The sequence below is a fragment of the Streptomyces sp. NPDC041122 genome, from assembly GCF_055592445.1.
This window is the reverse complement of sequence record NZ_JBVIYQ010000006.1, coordinates 102,311-116,646: the sequence shown is the minus strand read 5'-3', so window position 1 is coordinate 116,646 and position 14,336 is coordinate 102,311. Positions and strand designations below refer to the sequence as shown.

8 protein-coding genes and 1 pseudogene are annotated in these 14,336 nt (G+C 73.2%); 3 read left to right on the top strand and 6 right to left on the bottom strand.

Annotated features, from left to right (window positions below; genetic code table 11):
- The first annotated feature begins 46 nt into the window (after window positions 1–46).
- Window positions 47–1,117 (top strand): chitinase, encoded by a 1,071-nt coding sequence (locus ACZ6B8_RS21975; RefSeq protein ID WP_471608595.1) that lies wholly within the window; start codon window positions 47–49, stop codon window positions 1,115–1,117.
- A 288-nt stretch (window positions 1,118–1,405) separates the two neighbouring features.
- Here ACZ6B8_RS21975 and ACZ6B8_RS21970 read toward each other — a convergent pair whose 3' ends face one another.
- Window positions 1,406–1,546, bottom strand: a complete 141-nt coding sequence (locus ACZ6B8_RS21970) for a hypothetical protein (RefSeq protein WP_471608250.1) — start codon at window positions 1,544–1,546, stop codon at window positions 1,406–1,408.
- Window positions 1,547–1,796: 250 nt separating this feature from the next.
- On the opposite strand from ACZ6B8_RS21970, the gene ACZ6B8_RS21965 reads away from it, so the two are divergent.
- Complete coding sequence (locus ACZ6B8_RS21965; RefSeq protein ID WP_471608249.1) at window positions 1,797–5,021, top strand: lantibiotic dehydratase; 3,225 nt, start codon at window positions 1,797–1,799, stop codon at window positions 5,019–5,021.
- Window positions 5,018–6,325: a lanthionine synthetase C family protein gene (locus tag ACZ6B8_RS21960; RefSeq protein ID WP_471608248.1), complete on the top strand. Its 1,308-nt coding sequence runs from the start codon at window positions 5,018–5,020 to the stop codon at window positions 6,323–6,325. The genes ACZ6B8_RS21965 and ACZ6B8_RS21960 overlap by 4 nt, the downstream gene beginning before the upstream one ends.
- Window positions 6,326–6,350: 25 nt before the next feature.
- Here the strand turns inward: ACZ6B8_RS21960 and pulA are convergent, their stop codons facing one another.
- The 5 genes and pseudogenes from pulA to ACZ6B8_RS21935 form a co-directional block, all read right to left on the bottom strand.
- Window positions 6,351–9,068: a pullulanase-type alpha-1,6-glucosidase gene (gene pulA, locus ACZ6B8_RS21955; protein WP_471608247.1), complete on the bottom strand. Its 2,718-nt coding sequence runs from the start codon at window positions 9,066–9,068 to the stop codon at window positions 6,351–6,353.
- Window positions 9,069–9,204: 136 nt separating this feature from the next.
- Window positions 9,205–10,602, bottom strand: a pseudogene (locus ACZ6B8_RS21950) (alpha-amylase); the annotation flags it as partial.
- Between the two features lie 76 nt (window positions 10,603–10,678).
- The gene (locus ACZ6B8_RS21945) at window positions 10,679–11,749 is read right to left on the bottom strand and encodes a LacI family DNA-binding transcriptional regulator (RefSeq protein WP_471082686.1); all 1,071 of its coding nucleotides are present in this window, start codon (window positions 11,747–11,749) and stop codon (window positions 10,679–10,681) included.
- Complete coding sequence (locus ACZ6B8_RS21940; protein ID WP_471608246.1) at window positions 11,746–13,395, bottom strand: glycoside hydrolase family 13 protein; 1,650 nt, start codon at window positions 13,393–13,395, stop codon at window positions 11,746–11,748. Before ACZ6B8_RS21940 ends, ACZ6B8_RS21945 begins: the two co-directional genes overlap by 4 nt.
- Before the next feature lie 71 nt (window positions 13,396–13,466).
- Window positions 13,467–14,333, bottom strand: a complete 867-nt coding sequence (locus tag ACZ6B8_RS21935) for a sugar ABC transporter permease (protein WP_471082689.1) — start codon at window positions 14,331–14,333, stop codon at window positions 13,467–13,469.
- Between the last annotated feature and the right edge of the window lie 3 nt (window positions 14,334–14,336).

Here is a 14,336-nt window from a genome sequence, read left to right as displayed (position 1 = left end):
CCAGACACGTCTCCAGGTCCCCACCGCACCCAGGGAGCACAGCGTGATCGGTCGGACGTTACGCCTGCTGGGGTCCGCCCTGGCACTGGCCTGTGCCGCACAACTGCCGGCCGTCGCCTCGGCGGCCCCCGCCCCGCCCACGGAACGCCGGGCCGCGCCCCAGGCGGACACCTGCGCGCCGAAGCCGAAACCGGCCGGCAAGGTGCTCCAGGGGTACTGGGAGAACTGGGACGGCGCGTCCAACGGCGTGCATCCGCCGTTCGGCTGGACCCCGATCACCGACCCGCGGATGCGCCAGCACGGCTACAACGTGATCAACGCGGCGTTCCCCGTCATCCGCTCCGACGGCACCGTCCTGTGGGAGGACGGCATGGACGCCACCGTGAAGGTCGCGACGCCGGCCGAGATGTGCCAGGCCAAGGCGGACGGCGCGACCATCCTCATGTCCATCGGCGGCGCCGCGGCCGGGATCGACCTGAGCTCGAGCAAGGTCGCCGACCGCTTCGTCGAGACGATCGTGCCGATCCTGAAGAAGTACAACTTCGACGGCATCGACATCGACATCGAGACCGGCCTGGTGGGCAGCGGCAACATCAACCAGCTCTCCCCCTCGCAGACCAACCTGATCCGCATCATCGACGGCGTGCTCGCCAAGATGCCCGCGGGCTTCGGCCTCACGATGGCGCCCGAGACGGCGTTCGTGACCGGCGGCAGCGTGGTCTACGGATCGATCTGGGGCGCGTACCTCCCCATCGTCAAGAAGTACGCGGACAACGGCCGCCTGTGGTGGCTGAACATGCAGTACTACAACGGCAGCATGTACGGCTGCTCCGGCGACTCCTACTCCGCCGGCACCGTCCAGGGCTTCACCGCCCAGACCGACTGCCTCAACAAGGGCCTGGTCATCCAGGGCACCACGATCAAGGTCCCCTACGACAAGCAGGTCCCCGGCCTCCCCGCCCAGCCGGGCGCCGGCGGCGGCTACATGTCCCCGAGCCTGGTCGCCCAGGCCTGGAACCACTACGGCGGCGCCCTCAAGGGCCTGATGACCTGGTCCATCAACTGGGACGGTTCGAAGGGGTGGACTTTCGGGGACAACTTCGGCCGGCTCACATAGCCGGTCAGCCCTTCGAAAGCCGACGCCCGGAATCCTCTTCCACGGGCGTCGGCTTTTCGCTTTTCGGGCCCGCATGAATTCGACCCGACAGAACTCCTCAGGAAAGCGTGACCCGAAAGGCGCGCCGCGTCAATGGTGTCGCCATCTATCGCCGCGATCCTGCCCGACCGCACAAACGGCGTTGCCCGAAAGGGCAGTGCGCGCCGCCGTCGGGGGCACCCCCGAAACGGCGGGAGCCGGTCCCGGCGGTACGGGAAGCCGCCGGGACCGGCCCTCACCCGGCCGCTGTCAGCAGAGGGCGCAGGTCGTGCACGTACGGAAGCGGGACTCGTCGGAGAAGCCGCCCGCGGCGCTCTCGGCGTCGACGTCCTGGATCGCCATTTCGGTGAGGTCGATGTCGAAGAGGTCCTGCGTCGTGTTTTCGGACATGGGAATTCCTTCCTCGGAAACCAGTCGAACCTGTGAAACCTGTGGAACCTGCCCAATCACCGCACTGTGGCGGCACAATCGGAATCTAGGTACGGATAGCGGACGGAGTCAAGGGGTACCGGTAAGGGCGTACCGGGGTTACTGTGGCGACATTCCCGGGGCAGGAGGAATCGGGTATTTCTCGGCCCGTTTCATGGTGCACGGAGTGGGGGACGCGGCGGAAATGCGGCCTGAGCAGAGCGCGGAACCGATGTTTCGCTGTGCGGAGGGGGTGCTGCTGCGGGCGCCGCTGCTGCCCCGGTCGAGCGTCCGGGCGACGTGGCGGGACGCCGAGGACCCGGGGGCGGAGCCGGCCGGGCCGGGCGGCACTTCCGTAGCGCCCGGTGAAATCCGCCGGCAGCTCCTGGAGTTGCTGGACGACCCACGGTTCCGGGAGGCCCTCGACGTCTCCAGCCCCTCGCTCGCCCGCACCCTCGACGCCGTCCGCGCCGACTCCCCCGTGGCCGCCGCCGAGCTGCGCAAGGCGCACCGGGCCGTGACCCGCTATCTGCTCAGGGCCGCCTCCCGGCCCACGCCCTTCGGCCTGCTCGCGGGCGTCCTGTGGGGCTCCTTCGGCGAGGCCACCAAGGGCGAGCTGACCGGCGCCGGGCACCGGGCGGTGCGTCCCGACGCCGGGTGGCTTGCGGGCCTGGTCGCCGCGTGGGAACGCGACCCGGCCGTGCACACAGGGCTCAGCGTGGTGGTGAACGGGCTGTGCTTCGTGCGCGGCGGGCGCCTGGTCCTGCCGTTCGCCCCGGCCGGGGCGCCAGGGGCCGCGGGTGGGGCGGGTACATCGGCTTCGGCGGGTACGGCGGGGAATCGTCCCGCCTCCCGGACCCTCCGCCACACCCCGGTCGTCCGTGCCGTGGTCGAGGCCGCCGCGCGCCCCGTCCGCTGCGCAGACCTGGTGCGGGAGGTCGAGTCGCGCTTCCCCGGCGCGCCCGAGGGGGCCGTGGCGCGCCTCGTCGCCCAGTTGATCGGCGCGGAGGTCCTCCTGACCGAATTTCGCCCGCCGCTGGACGCCCCCGACCCGCTCGCCCACGTCGAGGCACTGCTGCCGGCGGCCACGCCCGCCGCCCGGTGGGTCGGGGAGCTGCACGCGTCACTGGACGCGTACCGCCGTACGCCGCTCGGGGAGGGCCGGGCCGCTTGGCGCGCGGCACTCGAACGCGCCGCCGAGGGCCCCGGAACCGGTGCCGCGAGCCGTGCCGCGACCACCGCCCCGACCGCCCCGTCCCACACCGTCCAGGTGGACCTCCGCCTCGACGGCACGGCCGTCCTCTCGCACGCCGTGGCCAGGGAGTTGGAGCGTGCCGCCACGGCCCTGTGGCGCCTCTCGCCACCCGGCCCCGGCCGGCTCACCGCATACCACCAGGACTTCGTGGAGCGCTACGGCCTCGGACGCCACGTCCCCGTCAAGGAGGTCCTGGACCCCGACATCGGCCTCGGCGCCCCGGCCGGGTACCGGCTGCCCCCGAGCCACCGCCCCGACCCGGGCCCCGTGCCTCCCGGGCCCGAGCGCCGGCGCCTGCTGCTGGGCCTCGCCGCCGAGGCGCAGGCGCGCGGGGCGCGCGAGGTCGTCCTCGACGAGGATGTGCTGCGCAGATTCGAGGAGGCCGACCGCGACGAGGCGGCCGACGCCACCGTGCGGCCGTCCGCCCTCGAACTCGTCGTGCAGATCGCGGCGGAGTCCGCCGACGCCGTGGACCGGGGCGACTTCACCCTGGTCCTCGGCGGCGCGGCCGGTGCCTCCGGTGGCCTGATGGGCCGCTTCGCACACCTCTTCCCGCCCGACCGGCGCGAGGCGATCCGGGACGTCGTGCGCTCCGCGCGCGAGACCCCCGGGCGACTGTCCGTGCAGGTCCACCACCAGGCGTCGCAGCACCGGCACGCCAACGTCGCCCAGGTGCCGACCTGGCTGGACGGGCGGCTGGTCGTCGGCGCCCACCCCGGTCCTGCCGCGCCCGGCGTCACCGACCTCACGCTCGACTCGATCGCCGTGAGCGCCGACTCCGAGGGGTTCCGGATCGTCTCCACGGAGCTCGGCCGCGAGCTGACCCCGTCGGCGCTGCACGTCCTCAACCGCGAACTGGCCGCGCCCAACGCGGTGCGCTTCCTCGTGGAGGCCGCCGCGTTCGGGCGCCGGCAGTGGCGGCTGTGGGAGTGGGGCGCCGCGGAGGACCTGCCGTTCCTCCCCGCCGTGCGCACCGGCCGCACTCTCCTCACCCCGGCCCGCTGGCGTCTCGACGCGGCCGGTCCGCCCCTCGACGAGTGGCGTGCCCTGTGGCGCGTGCCCGACCACGTCCTGCTCACCCTCGGCGACCATCGCATCCCCCTCAACCTCGCCGTCCCCTCCCACCGGGAGATCCTGGGCCGCGAGTGCGCGCGCGAGGGCGTGGCCGTCGTCCACGAACCGCCCCTCAGCCAGGACAGCGACGGCGGCTGGCTGCACGGGCCCGGTGGCGCCCACGAGGCGGAGGCCGTGGTGACGCTGACGCCGCGCGCGCCCGCGCCCCAGCAGGCCGGGGCCAGGGGGCACGCCCCCGGGACGGATGCCGCCCGGCCCGCCGCACCGCCCGCCCCCTCCCCCCGCGTCACGCGTCCGGTGACCCGCCGCGGCACCGGCGAGATCGCCCCCGGCGGCCCCTGGCTGTACGCGGCGCTCTACGCCTCCGCCGAGCGTCAGGACGAACTCCTGACCGGGCCGCTGCGCGCGTTCCTCACCGGCCCCGACGGCGGGCCGGAGGGTGTCGACCGGTGGTTCTTCATCCGATACGCCGATCCGGACCCGCATCTGCGGCTGCGGCTGCACGGCGACCCCGCGCTGCTCAACGGCGTGCTCCTGCCCCGCCTGCACGAACTGGCCGGGCGGCTCGCCGCCGACGGGCTCGCCCGGGGACTGCGCCTGGACAGCTACTCCCCCGAGACCGAGCGCTACGGCGGCCCGACGCTGCTGCACGCGGCCGAGGAGGTGTTCCACGCCGACAGCCACCTGGTCCTCGACCGGCTCACGGCGCCCGCCGACGACCGGATCCTGTCCACCGCGTACGACGTGACCGAGCTGGTACGGGCCTTCCACCGGGGCTACGGCGGCGACTGGCGGCAGTGGCTGATCGCCACGTACCCCAAACGCGAGCTGCACCACAAGGCGTTCGCGGCCCGCAGGAGGACGGCGCTCGCCACGATCACCGCCGAGGGGCGGCCGGACCCGGCAACGCTGCCGCTGCTCGCGGCGCCGGAGCGGTTCGGGCGGCTGGTGCGCGCCGAGGAGGAGCGGGGCACCCTGACCGTCTCTCCCGACGCGGTGCTCGCCTCCCTCGTCCATATGCACGCCAACCGGCGTCTCGGCACGGACCGTACGGCCGAGGCGCAGACCCTCGCGGTGGCCCGCGGCGCGGTCCGGGCGCACCTGGACCGGGAAAGGGCACACGCATGACCGAGGACCTTCTCGCGCGGCTCGCGGAGCGCATGGCCGATCCGGTGGCGCTGGCCGAGCGGGTGACCGCCGCCGAGCCACCCGGGCCCGCCACCACCCGCTCGCTGTGGCATCCCCAGTCCCTCGCGGACGGCCACGCCGGGGTGGGGCTCCTGTTCGCGGCACTGGCCCACGGCGACCACGGCTACGCCGCCGTCGCGCACGCCCATCTGTCGGCGGCCGTCAGCGGGGTGCGCAGGACCGCGCGGGAGGGGCTGTACGCGGGGCTGCCCGCGGTCGCCTTCGCCGCGAGGACCGCGGTCACCCGGCCCGGCGAGTACGCCGCGCTCCTGGACCGTCTCGACGACCAAGTCGCCCTGCTGGCACGGCGGTTGGTGGCGGAGGACGCCGCCCGGGTCGCGGCGGGGACGGGCGGGGCCAGGATGGCCGGTTATGACGTGATCGCCGGGCTCTCCGGCATCGGGCGGCTGCTCCTGGCCGCCGGGCCCGGGCACCGCGCGACCACCGAGCTGGTCCTCTCCCACCTCGTCGCCCTCACCCGCCCGGTCACCGAACCGGGCGGCCGCACCGTGCCCGGCTGGTGGACCGCCGATCCGATCCTGCTCAGCGAGCCGGACGGGATTCCCGGCGGCCACTTCAACGCCGGTCTCGCGCACGGCATCCCCGGGCCGCTCGCCCTGCTGTCCCTCGCTCATCGCGCCGGCGTGCGGGTGCCGGGCCAGGAGCGGGCCATCCGCACCATCGCCGAGTGGCTCCTCGACCGGCGCGACCCGGCCGGCACGGGCTGGCCCAACATCGTCCCGCTCGACGCGGAGTTGGCGGCGGCCGCCGGTGGCCGTCCCGCGCTGGCGGAGGCCCGTAGCGGCTGGTGCTACGGCACGCCCGGTGTCGCCCGCGCCCTCCAACTCGCCGCGCTGGCCCTCAAGGAGACGGAGTGGAACCGCCAGGCGGTCGCCGCGGTCGCCGCGGTGTGCGACCACCGGGGCCCGGACCGCGCCTCAGGTGACCCCACGCTCTGCCACGGCCTGGCGGGGCTCACCACGATCGTGGCCCTGATGGCGCGCGAGCCCGGCGGGGCGGAACTGGCGGCGCGGTTGCCGGCGCTGGCCGACGCCCTGGCGCGCGCGGCCGACCCGGCCCACCCCTTCCTCTGGCCCGCCGCCGCCCCCGGAGGGCCCGCCGTTGTGCACCGTCCCGGCTTCCTCGACGGGGCGGCGGGTGCCGCGCTCGCCCTGCGCGGCGCGACGGCCCCGGACGCGCCGAGCGGCGAACTGCCCTGGCAGGCGGCGCTCCTGCTGTGCTGAGCGGCGTCGACAGTTCTCCCCCTGCTCACCCTCGCTTGAAGACGGCCACGGTGCGCGCGGGGACCGTGAAGTCCCCCGAACTGCGCTCGTAGGAGGCTGACTTGACCCTCGCGTCGGCGCCGGACGCCTGCACCGGATGCAGGGCGTACCGGGCGCCGCGCACGGCGGTGACGCGCTGCCGCTGGGTCCGCGGGCTCGCGTTGAGGACGACGACCAGGTCGTCCAGCTTCATGGTGATGACGCCCGGTGTCTCGGCCCGGGTGCCGGAGAGCGGGAAGGAGAGCGCCGACTGGACCTGTTCGGTCGTCGCAAGGGAGAAGGCGGGCTCGGTGGTGCGGATCCTCAGCAGGTCCCGGTACGCGGCCGACGTGCCGTTGATCTGCGCGCAGCCCGGGGTCAGCGAGGGTGATGACGTCAGCAGGGGCTTCGCGTAAGGCCACTTGGCCCTGTTGTCGGCGGCCGGTGGCAGCCCGCGGCCGAAGCCGTTGCCGGTCCGGCAGTTCCAGTGGATGGCGTTGAACCAGTCGCCGCTGTCGAAGGAGTTGCGGTCCAGGGACTTCGAGCGCAGCAGGTCCGTGCCGGCCTGGGAGAGCGCCGGGCCCTGGGACAGGGTGGCCGTGGCCATCGCCAGGAGCTGCATCCTGGCGCGGTCGGCCGCCGGGGTGCCCTCGGGCAGCTTGAAGGCGAGCGCGTCGTAGAGGGTTTCGTTGTCGTGCGCGTCGGCGTAGGAGAGTGCGTCGCCGGGGGCCGCCGCGTAACCGGCGGGCGCGCCGTTGTAGTCGACGTCCGCGCCCTTGACCGTCACACCGGCGGAGTCCCGGAAGGTGAAGCCGGCGAGGTTGCCGGACAGGCCCACCTTGATGAGGTCCTGGTAGTGGAGGAGCCGGGCCTTCTGTTCGGCCGGAGTGCCGTTCGCCTGCGCGGAGTTGGGGTCGGTGTAGAGGCCGCTGGCGAAGCCCTGTACGCGAGGGTCCTCGTCGAAGGGGCCGCCGCCGCGCAGCGCGTCGCGGGAGCGGTCGGAGAAGGTCGCGACGCCGGTGCCCGCCATGTTCTGCTGCGTGGCCTGCACGAAGCGCGCGTCGTCGGCGACCTCACCGAAGTTCCAGCCCTCGCCGTACAGGACGATGCTCCTGCCGTCGACGCCGTCCTTCGCCACGGTCAGCTCGTCCAGGGCCTTGCGGACGGCGAGGATGTTCGCCTTCGGGTGGTGCCCCATCAGGTCGAAGCGGAAGCCGTCGACCTTGTACTGCCTGGCCCAGGTGACGACCGAGTCGACGACCAGCTTGCCCATCATGGCGTTCTCGGGGGCCGTGTTGGCGCAGCAGGTGGACGTGGCCACGGTGCCGTCGGCTTCCAGGCGCTGGTAGTAGCCGGGCACGATCCTGTCGAGCACGGACTTCTCGTCCTGGCCGCTCGCGACGGTGTGGTTGTAGACGACGTCCATGACCGTGCGCAGCCCCGCGCCGTTGAGCCCCTGCACCATCCTGCGGAACTCGACGGTGCGCCGGGTCCCGTCCGGGTCGCTCGCGTACGAGCCCTCCGGGACGGTGTAGTGCAGGGGGTCGTAGCCCCAGTTGTACGCGTCGTCGGCCGCGCTCTTGGACACGCAGGCCTGTTGTGCCGCGGAGTCGGGGGCGTACGACGGCAGGTCGCAGTCCGGGGTCGCCTGGTCCGACGCCCGTTCGGGGACGGTGCCGATGTCGAAGGCCGGCAGCAGGTGCACGTAGGAGGTCCCGGCGCGGGCGAGGTCGCGCAGGTGCCGCATGCCGGCGGAGTGCTCGTCGGTGAACGCCAGGTACCGGCCGGGATGGTCCGATGTGCGGTCCTCGACGGAGAAGTCGCGGATGTGCAGTTCCTGGATCTGCGCGTCGCGCAGCGGGGTCGCCTTCGGCTTGCGCAGCCCGGACCAGCCCCTGGGGGCGAGCCCCGGGTCGGCGAGGTCGACGGCGAGGCTCCGCAGGGAGTCGCCGGTCACGGCGGTCGAGTACGGGTCGGTCACCCTGTTCGTGACGACCTTGCCCGCGCTCGGCGCCCACACCCGCACGACGTACCGGTACGCCTTGCCCCGCCAGTGGCCGGGGCCGGTCACCGACCACACCCCCGACGCCCGGTCCCGGCGCATCGGAACGGTGCGGCCGCCGATGTCCAGCGCGACGTGCTGCGCCGTGGGCGCCCAGACCGCGAGGGTGACCCGGCCGTGGACGAAGCGCGGGCCGAGCCGCGCCGGGCCGGCGGAGGCGGCGTACAGGTCGTCGAGGACGCCCTGGGTCTGTACGCCGGTGGCGGCGCGCAGGGTGCCGTCGGCGGAGCGCCCGGTGGCGACGAGCTGGCCGGTGAGCGCGGCGCGGACCCGGTCGCGGTCGCGGCGGTCGACGGTGAAGGCGGCGTAGTCCTTCAGGTGCGGGAACCTCGCCTTCTGGGCATGGGTGAGGCCTCCCTCGACCGGAGTGAGGCGCAGCCTTCGGGCCGCGCCGCTCAGCTCGCCGTCCTTGACGGTGAGGCCCCCGCGGCGCGCGTACCACAGCTCGTGCCCGGTGCCGGTGGCGCCGTCCCAGGCCAGCGTGGAGCGGTCGATCCACTGGGCCCGGGACGTCGACAGGTCGAGGCCGTCGGCAGGCCCGGCCGCCGCGTCCGGTGCGGCGGGCGCGCGGGGCGGGGCCGCCGCCGACGCGCTCAGGGGCGCACAGGCGGCGAGCAGGGCGACGGCCACGGTCACGGCGGCGCGGCGCGGGGAGCCGGTCACGTCAGCTTCTCCTTGCGGGGTCGGAGGCGTTCAGGGGTTGCGGTGCGGGAGGCCGCGGCCGGTACGCGGAGGGGTGCGGCCGCCCGGCGGCGGGGACACAGGCGGGCCGGACGGCCGGTCGGAGGGGGCGGGGTCAGCAGCCCTTGGCCCCGGTGTGCAGCGCGAGCGCCGTGTTCGGTGCGACCGAGGCGGTGAACCGACCCGAGCCGTCCACGCCGACCTTCCGGCCGCTCTGCACGTCGCAGTAGGTGCCCGCCGCCAGGGACGTCTGGAAGGTGCGCTCGACGGTGGCCCCTTCGTGGTTGATGACCACGTACGCCTTGTCGCCCCGGCCGAAGGCGATGGCGTCGTCGCCGTTGTCCCACCAGTCGGTGACGGCGGCTCCGCGCGCGGTGTTGCGGAGCTTGACCATGGAGCGGATCTCCGGCCACGCGTGCTGGCACTTCCAGCCGTCGCTGTAGCAGGCCTTGACCAGCCCGCCGTCGGGCGACCCGGCGTCGATGTCGCTGAACTCGTAGCCGGAGTGCACGTCGGGCGAGCCGTAGGGCCAGGCCAGCATGAAGACGTGCGCGAGGGTGTAGTCGGCGCCGTCCTTGTAGCTGAGGGTCTGGCCGTGCCGCTCGGTGTCGTGGTTGGTGACGAACACCGAGGCCGAGCCGCTCGGCAGGTACCCCCAGCCCTCGCCGAAGTTCTTGAGGTAGGCGAGCTTCTCGTCCTTGAAGACCCGCTTCAGGTCCCAGCCGTAGCGGAACTCCTGGGGGTCGCCGGTGGCGGTGTACTCGTCCGGCGAGACCGCCTCGCCCGCCCCGTACAGGGTCTCCTGCTTCCAGTGGACGCCCGGGTCGGTCAGCCGCGACTTGATGTTCTTCAGGTCGTCGACGGGGATGTGCTTGGCCGCGTCGATACGGAAGCCGTCCACGCCGAGGGAGAGCAGGTCGTTCAGGTAGCCGGCGATGCGGCCGCGCACGTACTCCTCGCCGGTGTCCAGGTCGGCCAGGCCGCCCAGTTCGCAGTGCTGGACGTTCCACCGGTTCCGGTAGTCGCTGATGGGGGCCTTGCAGTCGTCCATGTCGGCGGCGGAGTAGGTGCCGGGGTAGTCGTACTTGGTGAAGCGGGAGCCTGCGGAGCCGGTGCCCGAGGCGTTGGTCATGTGGTTGATGACCGCGTCGGCGACGACCTTCACCCCGGCGGAGTGGCAGGTGTCGACCATCCGCTCGAAGTCGGCGCGGTTGCCGAGCCTGGTACCGATCTTGTAGCTGACGGGCTGGTAGGCGGCCCACCATGCGTCACCCTGGATGCGCTCCTGCGGCGGCGACACCTGCACGTAGCCGTAGCCGTACGGACCGAGTTGCGTCGTACAGGCCTTCGCCACCGACGCGTACTTCCACTCGAAGAGGACGGCGGTGACGTCCTTGGCGCCGGGCGGTGCCGCCTGGGCGGCGGGGGCCTCGGCGACGAGAGCGCCCGCGGCGCCCGCCACGAGGGCGAGCGCGGCGGCGAGGAGTCTGCGGGGCTGCGTGGGGCGGCCGGTCATGGGGTACCTCCCGGGCGTTGAAGGCTCTTGCAGCAAGTCATGGAAACTTGTTGCGAGTTGGACCGTAGGGCGCCCTCTATGCGCGGTCAACCCTCTGCGCACGGGCCTGCGCGGTGGATCCCCGTACGACCAGCTCGGGCTGGAAGACGAACTCCGTGCGCTGCACGGGGTTGTGGCCGATCTCCTCCAGGAGCGCCCCCACCGCGGCGGTCGCCATCGCCCGCACCGGCTGGCGCACGGTGGTCAGCGGCGGATCGGTGAAGGCGATGAGCTGGGAGTCGTCGAAGCCGACCACGGAGACGTCGCCGGGCACGGTCAGGCCGCGTTCGCGCACCGTCCTGACGGCGCCGAGCGCCATCAGGTCGCTGCCGCAGACCATCGCCGTGCAGCCGAGGCCGAGGAGCGCGCCGGCCGCCGCCTGTCCGCCCTCGACCGTGAACAGGGTGCGCCGCACCAGCCGTTCGGCCTCGGCCGCGGGCAGGCCGAGCATGCCGTGCAGGGCGGCGGTGAACGCCTCCGCCTTGCGCAGGGAGGGGACGTACCGGGTCGGCCCGACGGCCAGACCGATCCGCTCGTGCCCCAGGTCGACGAGGTGGCGCACCGCCATCCGTACGGCCGAGCGGTCGTCGGGCGAGACAAAGGAGGCCGGGATGTTCTCGTTGTAGCCGTTGACGAGGACGAACGGCACCTTGCGGTGGGCCAGTTCACGGTAGCGCGTGGGGTCGGCCGTCAGGTCGGCGTGCAGGCCCGAGAGGAAGATGATGCCGCTGACCCCGCGGTCCTCCAGCTGCTCGACCAGCTCGTCCTCGGTGGCGCCGCCCGGCATCTGGGTGCAGAGCATCGGGGTGTAGCCGTGGCCGGCCAGGACCTGCTCGATGGCCTGCGCGAAGGCGGGGAAGATCGGGTTGGTCAGCTCGGGGATGACCAGGCCGACCAGGCCGGCGCTGCGCCGTTTCAGCCGGGTGGGCCGCTCGTAGCCGAGGACGTCGAGGGCGGCGAGGACCCGGCGCCGGGTGCCCGCCGCCACCCCGGCCCTGCCGTTGAGCACCCGGCTCGCGGTGGCCTCGCTGACCCCCGCCTGGGCGGCGATGTCCAGGAGCCGCGGGGCGCCCCGGTGGGCGTCCCGCGGCGTGGCGGGCAGCGTCACACCGTCCACCAGACGGTGGTGTCGGCGGGCAGGACCACCGTCCCGTCCACGACCTCCGTCTCCTCGACGGCCAGCAGGACCTTGCCCGGTGCCGGGATCCGTACGGGTTCGCCGGTGGTGTTCACGGTGCACACGAAGCCCTCGCGGGCGAAGGCGAGCACCCCTGCGGGGGCGTCGAGCCACTCGACGGCGGTGCCCGCGCCGAGCCCCGGCTCCGCGCGGCGCAGAGCGAGCGCGCTGCGGTACAGCTCCAGGGTCGAGCCGGGGTCGCCGGTCTGCGCCTGCACGCTCAGCTCGCCCCAGCCGGCCGGCTGCGGGAGCCAGCTGCCGCCCGCGCCGAAGCCGTACGACGACCCCTCGGTGGTCCACGGGATGGGCACCCGGCAGCCGTCCCGGAAGCCGTCCTGGCCCGCGGCCCGGAGGAACGACGGGTCCTGGCGCACCTCGTCGGGCAGGTCGGTGACGTCGGGCAGGCCGAGCTCCTCGCCCTGGTACAGGTAGGCGGAGCCGGGCAGCGCGAGCATCAGCAGGGTCGCGGCGCGGGCGCGGCGCAGGCCCAGCTCCCGGTCACCGGCCGTCCGCAGCTGGGTGCCCATGCCGGGCGGGTTGGCGAGCCGGGTGGTGTGCCGGGTGACGTCGTGGTTGGAGAGCACCCAGGTGGCGGGCGCCCCCACCGGACGCATCGCGGCCAGCGACACGTCGATGACCGCGCGCAGCTCCTCCGCGTCCCACGAGGTGCCCAGATACTGGAAGTTGAAGGCCTGGTGCATCTCGTCGGGGCGCACGTAGTGCGCGGAGCGTTCGACGGTCGGGGTCCACGCCTCGGCCACGAGGATGCGGGCACCCTCGTACTCCTCCAGGACCTGCCGCCAGCTGCGGTAGATCTCGTGCACGCCGTCCTGGTCGAAGAACGGCATCACGTCGTTGCCGAGCAGCTTGAGCTGGTCGGCGCTGCCGATGTCGGGCAGCCCGGCCTCCTTGACCAGGCCGTGCGCGACGTCGACGCGGAAGCCGTCGACGCCCATGTCGAGCCAGAAGCGCAGGATGGAGCGGAACTCGTCCCGGACGGCGGGGTGGTCCCAGTTGAAGTCGGGCTGTTCGGGCGCGAAGAGGTGCAGGTACCACTCGCCGTCGGGCACCCGGGTCCAGGCGGAGCCGCCGAAGATGGACTCCCAGTCGTTGGGCGGGAGTTCACCGTCGCGGCCCCTGCCGGGGCGGAAGTGGTAGCGCTCCCGCAGCGGGGATCCCGGCCCCTCGGCGAGGGCGCGCCGGAACCAGTCGTGGCGGTCGGAGGAGTGGTTGGGCACCAGGTCCACGATGATGCGCAGCCCCAGCCCGTGGGCGTCGCGGATGACGGCGTCGGCGTCCAGGAGACTGCCGAACATCGGGTCGATGGCCCGGTAGTCGGCGACGTCGTACCCGGCGTCGGCCTGCGGTGACGCGTAGAAGGGGCTGAGCCAGACGGCGTCGACGCCGAGGTCCCTGAGGTACGGCAGCCGGCTGCGGACGCCCGCCAGGTCGCCCATGCCGTCGCCGTTGCCGTCGGCGAAGCTGCGCGGGTACACCTGGTAGATCACCGCGTCGCGCCACCAGTCCGGCTGTGTCTCGGTGGCGGCGGCGGCAGGGGCAGCGAGGTGCTGGGTCATGTCTTCCCTGGGATCGAGTGGGGTGGAGCGGCGGGACGCCGTGGAGAGGGACGTCTCGGAGACAGGACGCCTCAGGACTTCGTCGCGCCCGCCGTCAGACCGGAGACCAGGTGGCGCTGGGCGAAGCCGAAGATGATCGCGGCGGGTACCGCGACGATCACCGCGGACGCGGTCAGCGAACCCCAGTCGCTGGTGTACTGGTTGACGAAGGTCTGCAGGCCGCCGGCGAGCGTGAGGTTCTCCTCACCGGTCATGAACGCCGAGGCGTAGGCGACTTCGGCCCAGCCGGTGATGAAGCTGTAGAACCCGGTGACGGCGAGGCCCGGCTTGGCGAGCGGCACGATGAGCCGCCAGAAGGTGCCGAACGGGTTGAGCCCGTCGACCCGTCCCGCCTCGTCGATCTCGACCGGGATGGTGTCGAAGTACCCCTTCATCATCCAGGCGCAGAACGGCACGGCGATCGTCAGATAGGTGACGACGAGGCCGATGGGCTGGTTGAGCAGGCCGAGGTTTGCCAGCAGGTTGTACAGCGGCACGATCAGCACCGCGACGGGGAACATCTGGGTGATCAGGAGCAGCCACATCAGCGGCCGCATGCCGGGGAACTTGAAGCGGCTCACCGCGTAGCCGGTCGTGGCCGCGATGAAGACGCCGATCACCGTGGTCAGGCCCACCACGACGAGCGAGTTGAGGAGCCAGTTCGGGAACTCGGTGTCGTTGAGGACGTGGTCGTAGTTGCCGAGGGTGAAGTCCTTGACCAGGTCGGTGGAGAAGGCCTCGCTCTCCGGCTTGAACGAGGTGACCAGGAGCCACAGCGGGGGCAGCACCGCGACGGCACTGGCGAGCAGCAGCGTGAGGTGCAGGCCCACGGAGGCGAGCGGTCCGCGCTCGTCGCGTCCCCTGACCTTCCGCTTCTTCTCCTTGAGTCGGTTCGGCACGGT